We start from the raw sequence: 18,812 nt of genomic DNA, 5'->3' as shown, positions 1-18,812 counted from the left end.
CACTCACCACCTCGGTTTTTGCCACGCCACGTCGTTCTTCCAGCGTATGACCGCATCAGCCGGCAACCCTGGTGTCAGCTTGAGGTCTGGGTTGACCTTGAGCGAGAGCTTGACCGCATACACCAGTTTCACCCGCTCGTCGGGCGTCTGCACCTCCTTGGGGGTGAATTCGGCACGGCTGGCGATGCTGGTAACGGTGGCTTCGAAGCTGCTCTCTGGGAAGGCATCGGTGTAGATACGTGCCGGCAAACCCAGGCGCACGCGCCCGATCTGGTTTTCTGGGATGTACACCTTGAGGTACAGACGATCGAAGTCGACGATCTCGGCCACGGCCGCCCCAGCCGCCACCACGTCGCCCGGCTCACGCAAGCGCTGGGTGATCACGCCGCCGGCGGGAGCGCGCAGGGTCTGCTCTCGCTGCACGGTGGCCGCCTCGGTCTGCGCCGCTTCGGCCTGGTGCATCTGTTCCACTGCCTGCGCCAGCTGAGTCTGCGCACTCAGGGCGGCCAGGGTGGCCTGCTCAGCCTGGATGCGCGCGACCGAGCCGCGCGACAGCAGTTCGGCATAGCGGCCCGCATCCCGTTTGGCTTGTGCGTAGGCGGCCGTGGCACGCTCAACCTGGGCCCGGGCAGCCTCCACCCCTGCGCGGGAGGCGGCAAGGCGGGCATTGATCTCGTCGGCAGAGAGGGTGGCGATCACCTGTTTGGGCTGAACCCGGTCGCCTTCATGCACGTTCACCTCCACGAGGCGCCCCCCGTACTTGGTGGCCACGCGGATGGCGTCGCCCTCCAGTCTGCCATTAGCCTGTACCAGCCCTTCGGGCAGGCCCTTATCACGCGTGGCCTGCCACCAGCCGTAGCCGAGCGCGGCCACCACGGCAACCACGATGGCCGCCGTCAGCAGGTTTTTCTTCTGCATGTCTGTTCCTTGCGGGGTGGGCGTTACAGCTCGCCGGTGGCGCGGCGGATGCGGTATACCGCCAGCGCATGGTCGTAACGCGCGTTGAAAAGATTGCGCCGGCTCTCTGCCCGGCGGGCCTCAGCGGTCAGCACTTCGGTCTGGCTGGCCAGCCCGTTGGCATAACGGTCGCGCTGGATCAGCAGATATTCGTCGGCCGAAGCCAGCGCGGCCTCGGCCACCTTCAGCCGTTCGGCTGCATCATTCTCTTGGCTGAGCGCCTGACGCACGTCCAGCCGAATGAGGCTTTCGGCGTCGTCGCGCTCCTCCTGGGCGGCCTCGGCCTCACGGGCCACACTGGCCGCCCGTGCGCGGGTCAGTCCGCTATCGAACACCGCCCACTCCACGCCGATCCCGGCTGCGGCAATGCCCTTTTTGACCAAGGCGGGATGATCCAGATACTGGTACGAGGCAAATACACCCACCTGCGGACCGCCCTCCGCCCGCACCGAACGTGAGCGCGCCTGGAGGGCCTGACTGCGGGCAGAGAGGGCCGCAAGCTCAGGACGCCGCTCTCCGGCCAGCTGCACCAGATCTTCGTAGCGACGCGTCTCGCGCGGCAGGCTCCGGTCATCCAGCCGCACCGGCTGGTCGAAGGGGCGCCCGAGCAGGCGGTTGTAGGCAGCTGAGGCCACCCGGAAGGCCTCGTCGGCGGCAATCACCTTCTGGCGAGCATCCGCCAGCGCGACGTCGGCACCGAGCACGTCCCCGCGGGGAACCAGCCCCTGCGAATGGAAGTTGCCCACGTCCCGACGGTAGGCGGTGAGGCTGTCCAGATACTGGGCGGCGACCTGACGGGCTTCCTGGGCGCGCAAGACAGCGAAGTAGGTTTCGGCCACCTGCAGTTTCACATCCAGCCGGGTGCGGTCGGTGCCGTGGGCGGTAGCCGCTTCGGCCAACCTTGCCGCGTCTCGTAGCGCGTCCAGCCGGCCACTGGTGTACACCGGCAGCGACACCTTGGCCTGCGCCAGGGCCAGGCTGTTGTCGGCAAGCGGCACCTCTAGCGAGCCGGGCACCACGGCGGCCAGCGGGCCACGCCGGAAGGGAGAGAGGTCCACCCGCGCCCGGGGCTCGTCGTCGAGCGCGGTCCAGCTGCCCTGCAGGTCCAGCTTGGGACGGCCGGCCGCCTCCGCCGCGCGCACATCCTCGCGGGCCGCTTCGATGCGGTAGTGGTCGGCACGCAGAGGGTGGCTGGCCGATAGCGCGGCCTGCCAGGCATCTTCCAGACTTTCGGCGTAGGCCGTGGCTGACAGCGCGCCAGCCAGAGCCAGCCAGGCCAGGGAAAAAACGGTACGCTTCATTAAATGAATTTCCATTCAGAAATGCTTGCAGAATGACGCAGGAAGGACGCGGTCGTCTTTGCGCCGCGTCAGACCGGAAGCATAAACCAAATCAGGCTTTCATTCGATGGCGCACGGCAGAGGCCGCGCGCAGTGCGAAGGCGTAGACGGATACTTGGGGGTTTGCCCCGATGCTGGTGGGAAAGACAGAGCCGTCGACAATGGTGAGATTGTCCAGCTGCCAGTGGCGCCCTAGGCTATCCACCACACCCTCTTCCGGCCGGACGCTCATCGCGGCGCCACCCATGACATGGGCGCTGACGATGCGGGCCAGGCCGGACACCAGCGGCAGTTCGGCAATCATGCGCCGGGCTTCGGCGAGCGTGGAAACCGGATGTGCCTGCTCGTGCACTGGCAGCACCTGCCGCGCGCCGGCGGCGAACTGTACCTCGGCCATCGTCAGCCAACTGCGCCGCACCCCGTCCCAGACAGCGTCGGTGAGCGGATAGTCCAGCAGCGGCGTCCCATCGGCGCGCAGCCTTACCTGTCCGCCCGGACTGTGCGGATGAAATCCGTCGCGCAGCAGGGCAAGCAGAACGTTGAGATGCGGCATGGAGGTCATCAGCCTGCGGTAATCCTCGCCGAAACCGCTGAGCGTGGCGGCCAGGATCAGTGGATGCACGGGCGGCGCCTCCAGCTTGTAGCCAAGCGGGCCATCCACCGGCTGGGTATGCAGGAAGTGGTCCGAATACACGGTCTGGGGCGCACCGCTGTAGGGCTCGATGCGCGTGCCGAATACCGCACCGGAGAGCGCCACCGGATGCAGGAAGGTGCGGGCGCCGGTGCGCAACCACGGGTCTGGGGCACCGCTGCGCAGAAGCAGCGCCGGGGTGCCGATGGCGCCGCCGGCCAGGATCACCTCGCGCGCCCGGATGCGCACGCTGCGCCCGGTGGGGGTCATCCCGTCCGCAGCCAGCGCCTGGCCGAGTACCGCCTCCACCCGCTGGCGGTCCGGCGACATCAGCAGCCGTTCGGCCCGAACACGGGTGAGCAGCCGGGCGCCTCGGTCGAGCGCTGCCGGCAGGGTGGTCACCAACATCGACTGCTTGGCGTTGGTGGGACAGCCCATGCCACAATACCCTAGGTTCCAGCAGCCGCGCACGTTGCGTCGGATGCGCCCGAACCCGTATCCCAGCGCCTGACAGCCGCGCTCGATGACAGCGTTGTTGGGGTTGGGGTCGGCCTGCCAGTCGGCCACGCCGACACGTGCCTCGGCCGCATCGAACCAGGGCGCAAGCGCGGCCTCGGTCAGGTCGGTCAGTCCATGATGGGTACGCCACCATGCCAGGGTATCGGCGGGCGTCCGGAAGGATGTGGTCCAGTTGACGACGGTGCTGCCGCCAACCGTGCGGCCCTGCAGGATGGTGATGCCCTTGTCCGCCGTCTTGCGGTTGGCCGACTCCTGATAAAGCGCCGGGTAGGCCCGGGCTTCATCCAGCCGGAAGTCGCGCGAGCTGTGCAGCCCCCCTTCTTCGAGCAGGATGACGTCCAGCCCCGCCTGCGCCAGCGTTTCCGCCGCCATGCCGCCCCCCGCGCCGGTACCGACGATGACCACGTCAGCCGTCAGCTGGAGGTCTTCGGCCAAGGTTGCACCATCGCGGACTTTCCAGCCGCGGGCCAATCCTTCGGCAATCGGATCAGGAATGCGGTCGGCGCTCATGGCAGTCGCTCCATTACATGTTGGGGCTGGCGGTAGCCGATGGCCTCCCAGCTTGCCGGCTGGCCATACCAGGCCGCCCCGATCAGGCTGTGCAGTGCCTGGAAGCCACTGCGTAGCAAGGCAAGGCGGCTGGTCTGCCAGCGGCCGAGAAATCCGGACAGCGCCTGGGGCGTGGCCTCTCTCCAGTCGTCCCGCAGCCCAGCCAGCCAGCGGCGTCCCAGAGGGTGCGCCAGTACATCGAAGAGTTCGCGTACCTCCGCCTGCACCGGACGGGGCAGACTGAGGACCGCTGCATCCACACCCGCTACGACGGCTGCGCGCGGCACCTCGGGGATGCCCAGGAGGACCGGGGCCAGCACCGATACCACCACTGCATCGTCGGCCGTGAGGAAACGCAGGCCCCCAGGCCGGGGCAGCGTCTTGCGGGACGCAGCCAGCCAGCCGCCCCCCGCAAGGACGAGGCTGCCGGCCACGCCGGCCTGAAGCAGCTGACGCCGGCTGAGCCTCATGGCCTCCGCCCCAGCATCCAGCGCAGCAGCCAGCGGATCCGTCGGCCGTACGGCGGGGTCGTCAGTGCCATGCCGTTGAAGCGGCTCTGGTAGAACACCGGCTTGAGCTTGGAGAGCGTCAGGAAGCCCTCATGGGCATGGTAATGCCCCATGCCGGAGGGCCCCACTCCGCCGAAAGGCAGGTCGTCCTGCGCCACATGCAGTACGGTGTCGTTTACTGTCACGCCACCGGCGATGGTGCGTTCCAGCACCTGCCGCACCCGACGCCGGTCATCATCGAACAGATAAAGCGCAAGCGGCCGCGGACGTTCTGCGACATACGCCAGCGCCTCGTCCACATCCCGGTAGCCCACCACCGGCAGGAGCGGCCCGAAGATCTCCTCCCGCATCAGCCGGCACTGAGCGGGCGCACCCCACACCAGCGTCAGCGGCAACTTGCGCACCGGTGTCAGGTCTTCGTTGGCGGGATTGACCGGCACGATGGTCGCGCCACCGGAGCGGGCCTCTTCCAGCCAGTCTTGCAGGCGCTGATACTGCCGCGGGTGGATGATGGCAGAGTAATCGGGGTTTTCGGCCAGGGTGGGATAATACTGGCGCGCAGCCTCGACGAGGGCCGTCATCAAGGCAGTGCGGTCGCTCTCGTGCACCAGCACGTAGTCGGGCGCGACACAGGTCTGCCCGGCGTTGAGCATCTTGCCGGCCACAATACGTCGTGCCGCACGCCCGGCATCGAAGCCAGGCGTGACGATTACCGGAGACTTGCCCCCCAGCTCTAGGGTTACCGGCGTGAGGTTGGCCGAAGCGGCCTGCATCACGTGCCGTCCCACCGCCGTGGAGCCGGTAAAAAGCAGATGATCGAACGGCAGGCGACTGAAGGCTTCGGCCACGGTCACATCGCCATTGACCACACGGATCACGTCGTCACCGAAATGGGCGGCCACAAGGCGGGCCAGCAGTGCGCCGGTGTGCGGCGTGTATTCCGACATCTTGATCATCACCCGGTTGCCAGCGGCCAGCGCCGCCACCAGCGGGCCCAGCGCCAGAAAGATGGGGTAATTCCAAGGTACGATGATCCCGACTACGCCTACCGGCTGCGGCCGCACTTCGGCCCGGGCCGGCTGGAACCACAACGACACCCCACGCCGCTGAGGCCGCATCCAGCGTGCCAGATGGCGCCGAGCATGGCGGCTAGCCTGCAGCGAGGGAAAGAACTCTGCCAGTTCGGTTTCCACCGGGCTGCGGTGGCCGAAGTCCTGGCTGACCGCCTGCGCCAAGTCATCGGCGTGTGTGGTGATGAGCCGCTCCAGCCGCTCCAGCCAGCCTAGCCGTGTGGCAAGTGTAGGATACGGCTCGCGCTGCCAGGCGGCCTTCAGGGCCTGCAGGATGCCGTCCAGGGCGGCTGCCCCCTCTTGCGGGGCCTGCGCTGTCTCCATGTGCTATCCTCGTGACGTGTTCTGCCAGATGCCAACGCTCGTTTAGAGCCGAGGCTCTAACCTATCACCGTCTCGTCCGTTTGTCATCGTCGCCCCCATGCTGATCGATTTTTTCACCGCACTGAGAGCGGCCGGATTACCGGTTTCGCTGAAGGAATTCCTGACCCTGCTGTCTGCGCTGCAGCAGCGGGTGGTTTTTGGCAGCGTGGACGACTTCTACGTGGTGTCGCGGGCCGTGCTGGTCAAGGATGAGAAATACTACGACCGCTTCGATCAGGTTTTCGGGCAGTGCTTCGCGGGGCTGACGGCGAGCCTGGAAGACCTGAAAACGGCCATTCCCGAAGACTGGCTGCGCAGGCAAGTGGAGAAATACCTCACGGACGAAGAAAAGGCCGCGCTGCAAGCTCGTGGCTGGCACGACCTGATGGATACGCTGCGCAAGCGTCTGGAAACGCAGCATGCACGTCATCAGGGGGGCAACAAGTGGATCGGCACCGGGGGCACCAGTCCCTTCGGGGCTTGGGGTTACAACCCGGCAGGCATCCGCATCGGGCAGGACGTCTCGCGCCACCGTCGTGCGGTGAAAGTGTGGGACCGAAGGGAGTTCCGTAATTTTGACGACACCGTGGAGCTGGGCACGCGCAACATCAAGCTTGCCCTGCGCCGCCTGCGTGCCTTTGCGCGCGAAGGCGCGCCGGACGTGCTGGACCTGGAAGGCACGATCGCTGCAACCGCGCGCCGTGCAGGTTTTCTGGATCTGCAAATGGTGCCCGCCCTGCACAATACAGCGAAACTGCTGGTGCTGTTCGACGTGGGGGGCTCGATGGATGACCACGTCCGCGCCTGCGAGGAGCTGTTCTCGGCGGTGAAGTCCGAGTTCAAGCATCTGGAGTACTACTATTTCCACAACTGCGTGTACGAACGGGTGTGGAAGGACAATGCCCGCCGACATGGCGAAGGGGTGTCCACCTGGGACCTGATCCACACCTTTGGCAGCGACTACCGTCTGATCTTCGTGGGCGACGCCACCATGAGCCCGTACGAGATCGTGTATCCCGGTGGAAGTGTGGAGCATATGAACGAAGAAGCGGGCGAGGTGTGGATGCGCAGGCTACTGGGCCACTTTCACCGCGCAGTGTGGCTCAACCCACAGCCAGAGCGCTTCTGGTCGTACACTCAGTCGCTGACGATGATGCGTGACCTGATGCAGGGCCGGATGTATCCGCTGACGCTGCATGGGCTGGAAGACGCCATCCGCACCTTGCAGCGCAAGGCACCGCTACCGGCCTGAGGCTTCGGCCAACCCGCCGGAGCCCTTCATGCGGCGGCCGGCCCATCATGCTTCTCCAGCCGGCTTGTCCGGATCCAGCGTGCGCTCCAGGCGTCGGGCAAACACCGTCATTTCCTTGGCAGCCTGCAGGTCGCCGCGCTCCTGAGCCACCTGAATGCCCTGACGATAGGCCGCCAGAGCCTCCTCGGTGCGTCCGGCTTCGGCCAACCCCTTGCCCAGCAGTTTCCAGGCAGCCGAATAGCCCGGCTGCATCGCCAGTGCCGCCCGAAGGTGGGTCTCCGCTTCGTCCACCCGGCCGGCACGCAACATTTCGGTGGCGATGCCCAAACGCAGCATGGCACTGTCACGGGCCGTGCCCACCATTTCCAACAGTTTTTCAAGCATGGGAGTCCTCCCGTTCGCGGTTACGGTCGCCCCGGCTGACCCGGCTGCAGTTACGGCCGGCACGCTTGGCAGCATAGAGCGCCTTGTCGGCCAGGACCAGCACCGCGTCCATGTCGTCCTGCCCCGCCTCAAAACTGGCCACCCCCACGCTCACCGTAATCCGCAGCTGGAGGTCCTGGTAGGGAAAGCCGGCTTCCATGACGCTGGTACGCAAGCGTTCGGCCATCTCCACCGCGTCGAGTTCATCGCAACCGGGCAGCAACACGGCAAACTCCTCGCCCCCCAGCCGCCCCATCGTGTCGGTCAGCCGCAGATTGCGCAGGCAGAGCGTGCTCAGGCCCTGCAGCACCAGGTCACCCACCGCGTGCCCATAGGTATCGTTGATGTGCTTGAAGTGGTCGATGTCCAGCATCAGCACGCTGCACGGCTGGCCGAAGCGCTGGAAGCGGGCGAACTCCTGCGCCAGCCGCTCCATGAAGCTGCGCCGGTTGGGCAAGCCGGTGAGGGCATCGGTCGTGGCCAGCCGTCGCAGCTCCATTTCCTGTGCCTTACGCTGGGTGATGTCCCGGTAAACCCATAGCGCCCCCCGGTAGTGGCCGTTGATTTCCACTGGGATATGGTCCCGCTCGAAGGTCCGCCCGTCACGCAAGGCCCACTCCTCTTGGGCGCACAGGGCGCGCGCCGCCAGCACTTCCTTTACCCGCTGCACGAAACGCTCGGGCTGGTCGAAGAGCCGACTGGCAGGGTCCAGTATGTCGGCGCAGGTACTACCCAGCAGGCTTTCCGCAGCAACGTCCAGCCCGAACAGGCGACAGAAAAGCTGATTGACGATCACCACTTCGCCGAGGTCGTTTTCCATCAGCACCCCGGCCTGTATGTTGTCGATCACCGCCTGCAGGAGGCGCTGCAGTGTGTGCAGCGCCTCCTCGGCCCGATGGCGGGCGGTGATGTCGTGCGCGATCGAAAACAGTACCGTGCGCCCGCCGCTCTCCACCGGAGAGGAATGCACCTCAACGATCCGGTGCTCACCGGAAGCCAGGCGGTGCCCGAAAACGAAATGGTTGTGCTTCTGTGCGGTGGCATCGCGAAGTCGGCGCGCCAGCTCTTCCTGCGGGAGAGCGTTGATCTGGCTCATCGACATGCCTACCAGCCGGGCTCGCGGATAGCCATAGAAGGCAACCGCTGCTTCGTTGGCATCCACGATGCAGCCCGTCTGCGGGTCGACCAGCACCATCACCGCATGATGCGACTGAAACAGCGCGCGGAAGTGGGCTTCGCTATCCTTGAGGGCGAGATCGGCGCGCTTGCGCACGCCGATGTCCTGCGCCACACCGATCAACCGCAGGGGCTGCCCTGCGCCATCGCGCTCCACCACTCGACCCCGCACCGCCAGCCATTTCCAGCCGCCGCGCGGATGCCGCAAGCGGTATTCCGCTTCATAAAGTGGGGTGCGGCCCGCCAGATGGTTGCGCCACGCCTGCTCCACGGCAGGCGCATCGTCCGGATGCAGCAGCCGCTTCCAGGCGTCGATGCCGGCCTCGCCTGGGCCCTGGGCATCGCTGCCGCCTGGCATCTCCAGAATGCGTGCCAGGCGGTTGTCGTAACTCAGTCGATCGTTTGCCGCAGCCCAGTCCCACAGGCCGATCTCGGCGCTCTCCAAGGCCAGCTCCAGCCGTTGCCGGCTCTGCTCCAAGGCCTCTTCGGTCAGCTTGCGGTCGGTGATGTCCAGGTTGTGACCGTGGAACACCACACTGCCGTCGCCCATGGGCTCGGGCATGCTGAAGCCTTCGAACCAGCGGACACCACCAGCCCAGTGGATGCGGTACTCGCAACGCCAAGGAGTAAGGGTGTCTGCTGCCCGGCGCAGGGAAGCCTGCACGCGTGGCAGATCCTCCGGGACGATGACCTCGAACAGCACCCACGCATCTTCGGCCAGCCTCCGGCTGTCCATGCCATAAAGACGCTCGAAGCCGTCGCTGGCATACACGAAGCGGGCCCGGTTGTCCGGATAGAGGCGCAGCTGATAGAGCACCCCCGATATCTGCGAGGCGATCTTGGACAGCCGCGCCTGCTCGTCCACCTGCACGCTGGCATCGCGCCAGTAGCCATGCAGACGGCCATCGCCCCCCTGCTGGCGCATTTCGGCCACCCACAGCCAACGACCATCTGCATGCAGCATCCGATAGCGCCGTACCGGCAAGGCACTGCCAGGCGGCACCTCGGCGGCTGGCGCAGCCAGCAGGGGCCGATCCACCGGGTGCACATGCGCCGGCCACCAGCCTGGGCTGCAAACGGTTTCGGGAGCGTAACCAAGCAAGCGCCAGACATTGGGGCTGACCTCCTCGATGCGGTCCGGCTCGCCGGAGGCACAGGCGAATGCGACAGCCGGCCCGTCCTCGAAAAGTGCGTAGTGGCGCGCCAAGGTGCGGCACGCTTCGGTTGCCGCAGTGACATCGCTGAGCACGATCAGGTAACCCGTAGAGCTGTCTGCACTGCGCCAGACCGAAACAGACAGTTGCACGCTGCGCCGGCTGCCGTCCTTGCACATCAGGGGCACACACTTCGTGGCGGCCGTTTCGGCCAAGGTGCGGAACACTACCACCGCTGACGCAGCTTCCTCCTGCCACGTGGAGAACGCCTCCGGCGCAAACAGCCGCTCCGGGGAACAGCCGCGCATCTCCGTCGCATCGTACCCCGTCAGTCTCTGGGCACCCGGACTGAAAAACTCAATGTGTGCGTCTGCGCCGATGGCGATCACGGCCAGGGAGGAGGCGTGGTGAAGGATGGCGTCCAGCCACGGTGGCGAGGACGTGGCGTCAGGCTGATTCAATTGGTGTCTTCCCTTGGTGCAGGCCCTGTATTCCCATGCCATGACGGACCGGGCCTTGCTCTCATCCTCGCGTTTTCCGCCATCAAGGACAAGTTTTTATTGGAAAAATGAATCCAGCCTTAAGCAAACGCGACAGTTTACTGCCAGGCGCCCCCGGATACTGCCGCCGCAGGGGACGCAGGGATCACTCGAAGAGGCCTGGCGTCTGGCGGCGGGAGGGCGCCGTGCGTGGAGCAGGCTCTGCATGCAGGCTCGCGGCGGGCAGAAGCGTCAGCCAGCTGCGCGCCAGTTCTGGATCGCGGTTTTCCAGCCAGGCTGCGCATTGCTCTGGCTCGATGATGACCAGCGAGCGCTTCTCGTCTCCGGGCTTGTGCATCTGCCGCATCAGTGGATGGTAGTCCGCATTGACGGTCAGTTGGGTAAAGGCATGCGTCGTGCGTCCGTCTGCCTCTTCCCAGCTCCGCCATAGGCCGGCCACGGCAAACGGCCCGCCACTGGCCAGCCCGATCTTCCAGCGCTCGGCCCGGCCGGTAGCATAGCAAGGCTCGAAGAAGGCTTGCATCGGCACCAGACAGAACTGCCCCGCATGCCAGGCATGCCGGTAGGTGCGCAATTGGCCAGCGGTTTCGGCGCGGGCGTTCATTGTTGTCAGACGCACGCCTGGGGGCAGGTGCGACTTGGGCACAAAGCCATAGTTGGCCAAGAGCGCTTCCGGCCCTTGGCCACGGTCGACGATGATCGGTGCGGCATAGTTTTGCCACACCTCTTCCTTCCAGTCTTCCTCGGGAGGCTGTATGCCAAAGTGATCGGCCAGTTCCCGGCGTCCGGGTGTCAGATAATTCACGCACATAGGCCCAGTGTGCCGGTCCCGCTGCGCGGCGTCGAGGGCGGGCAACAGCATGGCGGCTGGCAGTCGTCTCCTCATCTCTGCATCATCCTCACCCGCCCTACCCCTCCAGTCGAATCCAGGGACGGTGCCATGCTTGCTTCTTTCGGCCAACCTGCATAACATATGAACAATTGTTCAATTGTTAAGTGAAATGCACACTCCCGAACACGACAGCCACATCACCGAACTGGCCGATCTTTTCCGCCTTCTGGGCGACACCAGCCGCCTGCGCGTCGTGCTGGCCTGCCTGGCCGGACCAATCGCCGTGGGGGACATCGCCCAGCGACTCGGCCTTAGCCCTTCGCTGGTTAGCCACCACCTGCGCCTGCTGCGCGCAGCTCGGGTGGTGAAGGCCGATCGCCATGGCAAACAGGTCTTTTACGTAGCGGCCGACCGCCATATCTCGGACATGCTGGGCGACATGCTGGAGCATATCGCCGAACCCCACCCGGAGAACGACTGATGGGACACGCCCACACGCATCCACACGGCCACACCCCTGATCATGACCATGGCCATGGCGGCCACCATCACCCCGCCCCTACCGACTTCGGCCGGGCGTTCGTGCTGGCTATCCTGCTCAACACCGGCTTTGTCGCCACAGAGTTTGCCTTCGGCTTGGCAGCCAATTCCACCGCACTGATCGCCGATGCCGGGCACAACCTCTCGGACGTGCTTGGCCTGCTGCTGGCTTGGGGCGCAGCATGGCTGGCACGGCGAACCTCCACCAGCCGCTACACCTACGGCCTGCGCAGCAGCTCCATCCTGGCCGCTCTCGCCAATGCCATCTTCCTACTGGTGGCGTGCGGCGGCATCGCCTGGGAGGCGGTGATGCGCTTCACCGCCCCGCCCGCAGTGGCTGCAGGGACCGTCATGGCCGTGGCCGCCGTCGGCATCATCATCAACGGCTTTTCTGCCTGGCTGTTCTTCAAGGGAAGCAAAGGCGACCTCAACATCCGGGGTGCCTACCTGCACATGGCGGCCGATGCGGCGGTATCACTGGGCGTGGTGGTCACCGGAGCCCTGATCTCGTTCACCCACTGGTTTTGGCTGGATCCGGCCATCAGTCTGGCGATCGTGGCAGTCATCGTGGCGGGCACCTGGGGGCTGCTGCGTGAATCGCTGCAGCTGGCCCTGTCGGGCGTGCCGCCACAGCTCGATCACACTGCCGTGGCCCGCTATCTTGCCGAGCAGCCTGGCGTGCACAGTATTCACGACCTGCACATCTGGGGCATGAGCACGACCGAGAACGCCCTCACCGCTCATCTGGTGATGCCGGAGGGGCACCCCGGAGACGCCTTCCTCGACCGGCTGACCCATACGCTGGAAGAGGAGTTCGGCATTCATCACGCCACTTTCCAGGTAGAAATGAGCGTCCTGCACCAGCAGTGCGCCCTGCACGTAGCGCGCACCGGACACTAGCAACAGCTCCGTCCCCGGCGGTCCTCGTGCCCGGGACGGATGCGCCCCCGCCCCCGGGTGTGCGTACGCCCGCCGTCGTACTGCCGCTTTCCACCCATTCTCTGCCCGCCGCCGCCTGTGCGTACGCCCTTTGCCCGGTTGCATCCCGGCCTTCTGTCTGCACGCCGCACACTGCCCTGGTGAAGCAAGCGACGACCGCCCTCCCGGGAAGCCATCGCGGCCTCACCGCAGCCATGCACGGCTACGGGACGCAGCTAGCCCCGAGACCAGCATCCACTCCCGAAGCCTGCCCTCCCCTACCCATGCGCTACAACAAAAACGCCCTGTACAAGTCGTACAGGGCGTTTGCTGCAAGGTTGGCCGAAGCAGCCTAAGCACTTGCTTTCAGGAGATAACTCAAATCTTCACCGTTTCGGCCACATCCTGGTAGTCCTGGATCTGGTCAAAGTTCATGTAACGGTAAACCTCGGCGCTCTTCTCGTTGATGATGCCGATGTTGGCCTGATACTCCTCCACGGTCGGGATCTTGCCCAGCTTCGAGCAGATCGCGGCCAGTTCCGCAGACCCAAGGAACACATTGGTGCTCTTGCCCAGACGGTTGGGGAAGTTGCGGGTGGAGGTGGACATCACGGTCGCGCCTTCACGCACCTGAGCCTGGTTGCCCATGCACAGCGAGCAGCCCGGCATCTCCATGCGGGCACCGGCACGGCCGAGGATGCCGTAGTAGCCTTCCTCGGTCAGTTGCTGGGCGTCCATCTTGGTCGGCGGCGCCACCCACAGGCGTACCGGGATGTCGGCCTTGCCTTCGAGCAGCTTGCCAGCGGCACGGAAGTGGCCGATGTTAGTCATGCACGAGCCGATGAACACTTCGTCAATCTGGGTGCCGGCCACTTCGGACATGAACTTCACATCGTCCGGGTCGTTCGGGCAAGCCACGATCGGCTCCTTGATGTCGGCCAGGTCGATCTCGATCACGGCAGCATACTCTGCGTCGCTATCGGCCTTCAGCAGCTCACCGTTGGCGATCCACTCTTCCATCTTGCGGATGCGTCGCTCCAGCGTGCGGGCGTCCTGATAGCCGTTAGCGATCATCCACTTCATCAGGGTGATGTTGGACTTCAGGTATTCGACCACCGGCTCCTTGTTCAGCTGCACGGTGCAGCCGGCGGCGGAGCGTTCGGCCGACGCATCGGTCAGCTCGAACGCCTGCTCGACCTTCAGCTCCGGCAGGCCTTCGATCTCCAGGATACGACCGGAGAAGATGTTCTTCTTGCCCTGCTTGGCCACGGTAAGGAGGCCCTGCTTGATGGCGTAAAGGGGAATTGCGTTCACCAGGTCGCGCAGGGTAATCCCCGGCTGCATCTGCCCCTTGAAGCGCACCAGAACCGATTCGGGCATGTCCAGCGGCATTACGCCGGTCGCGGCGGCAAAAGCCACCAGGCCGGAACCGGCCGGGAAAGAGATGCCGATCGGGAAGCGGGTGTGCGAGTCACCACCGGTACCCACAGTATCCGGCAGCAGCAGGCGGTTAAGCCAGCTGTGGATCACGCCATCGCCCGGACGCAGCGCGACCCCGCCCCGGGTGGCAATGAAGGCCGGCAGCTCCTTGTGCATTTTCACGTCCACCGGCTTCGGATAGGCGGCGGTGTGACAGAACGACTGCATGACGAGGTCGGCCGAAAAGCCCAGGCAGGCCAGGTCCTTCAGCTCGTCGCGCGTCATCGGGCCGGTGGTGTCCTGGCTGCCGACGGTGGTCATCTTGGGCTCGCAGTAGGTGCCCGGGCGCACGCCCTGGCCCTCCGGCAGGCCGCAGGCACGGCCGACCATCTTTTGCGCGAGCGTGTAGCCCTTGCCCGTGTCGACCGGGGCCTTGGGCAGGCGGAAGGCGGTGGACGCGGGCAGGCCCAGCGCCTCGCGCGCCTTGGCAGTCAGACCACGGCCAATAATCAGGTTGATGCGGCCGCCAGCGCGTACCTCGTCGAGCAGCACCTCGCTCTTGAGTTGGAAGGTGGCGATGACCTCGCCGTTCTTCTCGATCTTGCCGTCGTAGGGGTAGATGTCGATGACATCGCCCATTTCCATCTTCGACACATCGACCTCGATCGGCAGCGCACCGGAGTCTTCCTGCGTATTGAAGAAAATCGGGGCGATCTTGCCGCCCAGGCAGACACCACCGAAGCGCTTGTTGGGCACGAAGGGGATGTCCTCGCCGGTGTGCCAGATCACGCTGTTGGTGGCGGACTTGCGCGACGAGCCGGTACCCACGACGTCGCCGACATAGGCCACGAGATGGCCCTTCTTCTTGAGCTCGTCGATGAGTTTGAGCGGGCCCACCTTGCCAGGTTCGTCCGGCTCGATGCCGGGACGGGGGTTCTTGAGCATCGCCAGTGCGTGCAGCGGGATGTCCGGACGGCTCCAGGCGTCGGGGGCGGGGGAGAGGTCGTCGGTGTTGGTTTCACCGGGCACCTTGAACACGGTGACGGTGATCTTTTCAGCAACGGCCGGGCGGGAGGTAAACCATTCGGCATTGGCCCACGATTCCACCACTTCACGGGCATAACGATTGCCTGCGTCCATCTTTGCCTTCACATCGTGGAAGGAATCGAACATCAGCAGGGTTTTCTTGAGGCCGTCGGCAGCGATCTGCGCCACCGCTTCGTCGTCCAGCAGGTCGATCAGCGGCTTGATGTTGTAGCCGCCCAGCATCGTGCCCAGCAGCTCGGTCGCTTTCTCGCGCGAGATCAGTGGCGACACGACGGTGCCTTCAGCTACAGCTGCCAGGAACGAGGCCTTGACCTTGGCCGCATCGTCCACGCCCGGCGGAACGCGATGGGTGATCAGGTCGACGAGGAAACCCTCTTCACCTTGCGGCGGGTTTTTCAGGAGTTCGACCAGATCTTCGGTCTGTTTAGCATTCAGGGGCAGCGGGGGAACACCGAGTGCAGCGCGGTCTGCGACATGCTGGCGATAGGCTTCGAGCACGGTTCATCCTCTCTTGGTATCTGATAAGCGATGGGTCGTTGGTTGCGGCCGGCCTTCTTGGCGGCCACGCTTCCCGAGAGGGCGGGAAGCGGCGCAGGACATTCATGATGGGTCTCTTTGCCTGACCCATTTTACTTGTACAGCCCCCTGCTGTGAAGGCAAATCCTGTGCATTGCACCATGTGCGACGCCTGTGTCTGCATAGCGTCACTCAGCTGTCTGACAATATTCAAAAACCCTTTCTGACTACAGATGGCCGCGCTGCTATGGCACCGCAGAACTTGCGTGCTAGGCTTAAGGTCGTACCCAGATGCGGGATGCCATTCGGGACAAAGCCAACAAGTGCTTAGCGTCCGGCCAACGTCTCACCCTACGGAGGAATCATGCACGCCAACCCCTTCAATACCCTTGCCCAACTGAAGACCCCTTCGGGCAGCACCTTTCAATACCACAGCCTGGCGGCCCTCGAATCGGCAGGCGTGGGGCCGGTGTCGCGCTTGCCGGTATCGATCCGCATCGTGCTGGAGTCGGTACTGCGAAACTGTGACGGCAAGAAGGTAAACGCCGACCATGTCCGACAGCTCGCCAACTGGAACCCGACAGCCGCGCGAACCGACGAGATCCCCTTTGTAGTGGCGCGCGTGGTATTGCAGGACTTCACTGGGGTGCCACTCCTGGCGGACTTGGCTGCAATGCGCAACGTGGCGGCGGAGATGGGCAAGAACCCCAAGACGATCGAGCCCTTGGTGCCGGTGGACCTCGTGGTGGACCATTCGGTGATGGTGGACTACTACGGCCAGCCGGATGCACTGCGCCGGAACATGGAACTGGAATTCAAGCGCAACCAGGAGCGCTATCAGTTCATGAAATGGGGCATGCAGGCATTCGACACCTTCAAGGTGGTGCCGCCCGGATTCGGCATCGTGCATCAGGTCAACTTGGAATATCTCTTCCGTGGCGTGCAAGTACGGGGAGACATGGCGTTTCCGGATACGCTGGTGGGCACCGACAGCCACACTACAATGATCAACGGTGTGGGCGTGGTGGGCTGGGGGGTCGGCGGCATTGAGGCGGAAGCGGGCATGCTGGGCCAGCCGGTTTACTTTCTGACGCCCGATGTCATTGGCGTAGAGCTGACGGGGCGCCTCAACGAAGGTATTACCGCTACCGACCTGGTTCTCACCATCACCGAGATGCTGCGGCGCGAGAAAGTGGTGGGCAAGTTCGTCGAGTTCTTCGGCGAGGGCACTGCCAGTCTGACGGTGACCGACCGTGCCACCATCGCCAACATGGCCCCCGAGTACGGCGCCACCATGGGGTTCTTCCCCGTGGACGAACAGACCGTGGAATACATGCGTAAGACCGGCCGCAGCGACGAGGAAGTAGAGCTGTTCGAAGCCTACTTCCGCGCCCAAGGACTGTTCGGCATGCCGCGCGCGGGTGACATCCAGTACACCAAGACCCTGAGCCTGGACCTGTCGACCATCGTACCCAGCCTGGCTGGCCCCAAGCGGCCGCAGGACCGCATTCCCTTGCCGGAAATGGCCGCCACCTTCAACAGCCTGTTCAGCAAGCCTCCGGTCGAGAACGGCTTCAACAAGAAGCCTGACGAACTGGACAATCGCTACCCCACCGGCCTGCCCGGCATCGATCTGGGCCATGGCGACGTGCTGATCGCCGCCATCACCAGCTGCACCAACACCTCCAACCCCGGAGTGCTGCTGGCCGCCGGTCTGCTGGCCAAGAAGGCGGTGGAAAAGGGGCTGATGGTCCATCCACGCGTCAAGACCAGCCTGGCCCCAGGCTCGCGTGTGGTAACCGCGTATCTCGAGAAGGCCGGCCTGCTCGAGCCACTGGCCCAGTTGGGGTTCAGCGTGGTCGCCTATGGCTGCACTACCTGTATCGGCAACTCGGGCGATCTGGCACCGGAATTCAACGATACCATTACCAAGAATGACCTTGTCTGCGCGGCCGTGCTCTCGGGCAACCGCAACTTCGAGGCTCGCATCCATCCGAACATCCGCGCCAACTTCCTCGCCTCCCCGCCGCTGGTAGTGGCCTTTGCGCTGGCCGGACGCGCCAACATCGATCTGAGCCAAGAGCCCCTGGGTCACGGCACGCATGGCGACCCGGTATACCTGCGCGACATCTGGCCCACCTCCGACGAGGTGGCCCAACTGATGCACCACGCCATGGATCCGGCCACCTTCCGTGAGCTGTACGGCGATTTCACGCGCGATCACGACCTCTGGAACGCCATTCCCGCACCTGAAGGCCAGGTGTACAGCTGGCCCAAGAGCACCTACATTGCGCGTCCGCCGTTCTTCGAGCAATTCTCGATGCAGCCGGCAGCGGTCAACCCCATCCGCGATGCGCAAGCCCTCCTGCTCTTGGGTGACTCGGTGACCACCGACCACATTTCTCCGGCTGGCTCCTTCCGCGAATCGACCCCGGCAGGCAAGTACCTGCTGAGCGAGGGAGTGCAGCGCCCCGAGTTCAACAGTTATGGCAGCCGGCGCGGCAATCATGAAGTGATGATCCGCGGCACCTTCGCCAACGTGCGCGTGAAGAACCTGATGCTTCCGCCCAACCCTGACGGCAGCCGGATCGAAGGTGGCTTCACCCTGCTGGACGGGGTTCAGACCACGATATACGACGCAGCGACCGAGTACATCCAGCGGGGCGTGCCGACCATCGTGTTCGCGGGCGAGGAGTATGGCACTGGCTCCAGCCGCGACTGGGCGGCCAAGGGCACCCAGCTTCTCGGCATCCGGGCTGTGGTGGCGCGCAGCTTCGAGCGTATCCACCGCTCCAACCTCGTCGGCATGGGCGTACTGCCCCTACAGTTCAAGGGCACTGACAGCTGGGAAAGCCTGGGCATCACCGGCACCGAGCGTTTTGACATCCTGGGCATCGAAGAGGGCTTGAAGCCGCAGCAGGATCTGACGCTGCGCATCCACTCGACGGACGGACAGGTACGCGACGTGACGGTACTGTCGCGCATCGACACCCCGATCGAGGTGGACTACTACCGGCACGGCGGCATCCTGCCCTTCGTACTGCGGGAGCTCTTGGCAGTCTGAGCGCGCCCCCGCCAAGGTTGGCCGAAGCCTTCG

Annotated in this window: 13 protein-coding genes; 4 read left to right on the top strand and 9 right to left on the bottom strand. The window is 64.9% G+C overall.

What is annotated here, in order from left to right; genetic code table 11:
* Positions 1 to 3: 3 nt before the first annotated feature.
* The 5 genes from EV669_RS08790 to EV669_RS08770 form a co-directional block, all read right to left on the bottom strand.
* Positions 4 to 918: an HlyD family secretion protein gene (locus EV669_RS08790; RefSeq protein ID WP_054285801.1), complete on the bottom strand. Its 915-nt coding sequence runs from the start codon at positions 916 to 918 to the stop codon at positions 4 to 6.
* A 23-nt stretch (positions 919 to 941) separates the two neighbouring features.
* Positions 942 to 2,258 carry a TolC family protein gene (locus tag EV669_RS08785; protein ID WP_165922734.1) on the bottom strand — a complete coding sequence of 439 codons (1,317 nt, stop codon included), beginning with the start codon at positions 2,256 to 2,258 and terminating at the stop codon, positions 942 to 944.
* Between the two features lie 91 nt (positions 2,259 to 2,349).
* The gene (locus tag EV669_RS08780) at positions 2,350 to 3,957 is read right to left on the bottom strand and encodes a GMC family oxidoreductase (protein ID WP_054285803.1); all 1,608 of its coding nucleotides are present in this window, start codon (positions 3,955 to 3,957) and stop codon (positions 2,350 to 2,352) included.
* On the bottom strand, positions 3,954 to 4,466 hold the full coding sequence (locus EV669_RS08775) for a hypothetical protein (protein ID WP_132098441.1): 513 nt from the start codon (positions 4,464 to 4,466) through the stop codon (positions 3,954 to 3,956). The genes EV669_RS08780 and EV669_RS08775 overlap by 4 nt, the downstream gene beginning before the upstream one ends.
* Positions 4,463 to 5,899, bottom strand: a complete 1,437-nt coding sequence (locus EV669_RS08770; RefSeq protein ID WP_132098440.1) for a coniferyl aldehyde dehydrogenase — start codon at positions 5,897 to 5,899, stop codon at positions 4,463 to 4,465. Before EV669_RS08770 ends, EV669_RS08775 begins: the two co-directional genes overlap by 4 nt.
* A gap of 97 nt (positions 5,900 to 5,996) precedes the next feature.
* Between EV669_RS08770 and EV669_RS08765 the strand changes: the two genes are divergently transcribed.
* Positions 5,997 to 7,190 carry a vWA domain-containing protein gene (locus tag EV669_RS08765; protein WP_055434131.1) on the top strand — a complete coding sequence of 398 codons (1,194 nt, stop codon included), beginning with the start codon at positions 5,997 to 5,999 and terminating at the stop codon, positions 7,188 to 7,190.
* Positions 7,191 to 7,235: 45 nt separating this feature from the next.
* Here the strand turns inward: EV669_RS08765 and EV669_RS08760 are convergent, their stop codons facing one another.
* The 3 genes from EV669_RS08760 to EV669_RS08750 form a co-directional block, all read right to left on the bottom strand.
* Positions 7,236 to 7,574: a tetratricopeptide repeat protein gene (locus EV669_RS08760; RefSeq protein ID WP_054285807.1), complete on the bottom strand. Its 339-nt coding sequence runs from the start codon at positions 7,572 to 7,574 to the stop codon at positions 7,236 to 7,238.
* Positions 7,567 to 10,404: a PAS domain S-box protein gene (locus tag EV669_RS08755; protein WP_165922733.1), complete on the bottom strand. Its 2,838-nt coding sequence runs from the start codon at positions 10,402 to 10,404 to the stop codon at positions 7,567 to 7,569. Before EV669_RS08755 ends, EV669_RS08760 begins: the two co-directional genes overlap by 8 nt.
* Before the next feature lie 184 nt (positions 10,405 to 10,588).
* Positions 10,589 to 11,329 carry an SOS response-associated peptidase gene (locus EV669_RS08750; protein WP_318271394.1) on the bottom strand — a complete coding sequence of 247 codons (741 nt, stop codon included), beginning with the start codon at positions 11,327 to 11,329 and terminating at the stop codon, positions 10,589 to 10,591.
* Between the two features lie 115 nt (positions 11,330 to 11,444).
* Between EV669_RS08750 and EV669_RS08745 the strand changes: the two genes are divergently transcribed.
* Positions 11,445 to 11,756 (top strand): ArsR/SmtB family transcription factor, encoded by a 312-nt coding sequence (locus EV669_RS08745; protein ID WP_054285809.1) that lies wholly within the window; start codon positions 11,445 to 11,447, stop codon positions 11,754 to 11,756.
* Positions 11,756 to 12,715: a cation diffusion facilitator family transporter gene (locus tag EV669_RS08740; RefSeq protein ID WP_132098438.1), complete on the top strand. Its 960-nt coding sequence runs from the start codon at positions 11,756 to 11,758 to the stop codon at positions 12,713 to 12,715. The genes EV669_RS08745 and EV669_RS08740 overlap by 1 nt, the downstream gene beginning before the upstream one ends.
* A gap of 396 nt (positions 12,716 to 13,111) precedes the next feature.
* On the opposite strand, the gene acnB is transcribed toward EV669_RS08740, so the two are convergent.
* Entirely contained in the window at positions 13,112 to 15,697 is a 2,586-nt protein-coding gene (acnB, locus tag EV669_RS08735) for a bifunctional aconitate hydratase 2/2-methylisocitrate dehydratase (RefSeq protein ID WP_132098437.1), read from the bottom strand.
* A 382-nt stretch (positions 15,698 to 16,079) separates the two neighbouring features.
* On the opposite strand from acnB, the gene acnA reads away from it, so the two are divergent.
* Entirely contained in the window at positions 16,080 to 18,779 is a 2,700-nt protein-coding gene (gene acnA, locus EV669_RS08730) for an aconitate hydratase AcnA (RefSeq protein ID WP_132098436.1), read from the top strand.
* The last annotated feature ends 33 nt before the right edge of the window (positions 18,780 to 18,812 follow it).

Origin of the sequence: Gulbenkiania mobilis, assembly GCA_004346645.1 — a bacterium.
GTDB classification, from domain to species: Bacteria; Pseudomonadota; Gammaproteobacteria; order Burkholderiales; family Chromobacteriaceae; genus Gulbenkiania; species Gulbenkiania mobilis.
Note: the sequence above shows the minus strand (reverse complement) of the source record. Positions and strands in the feature narration are given on the sequence as shown.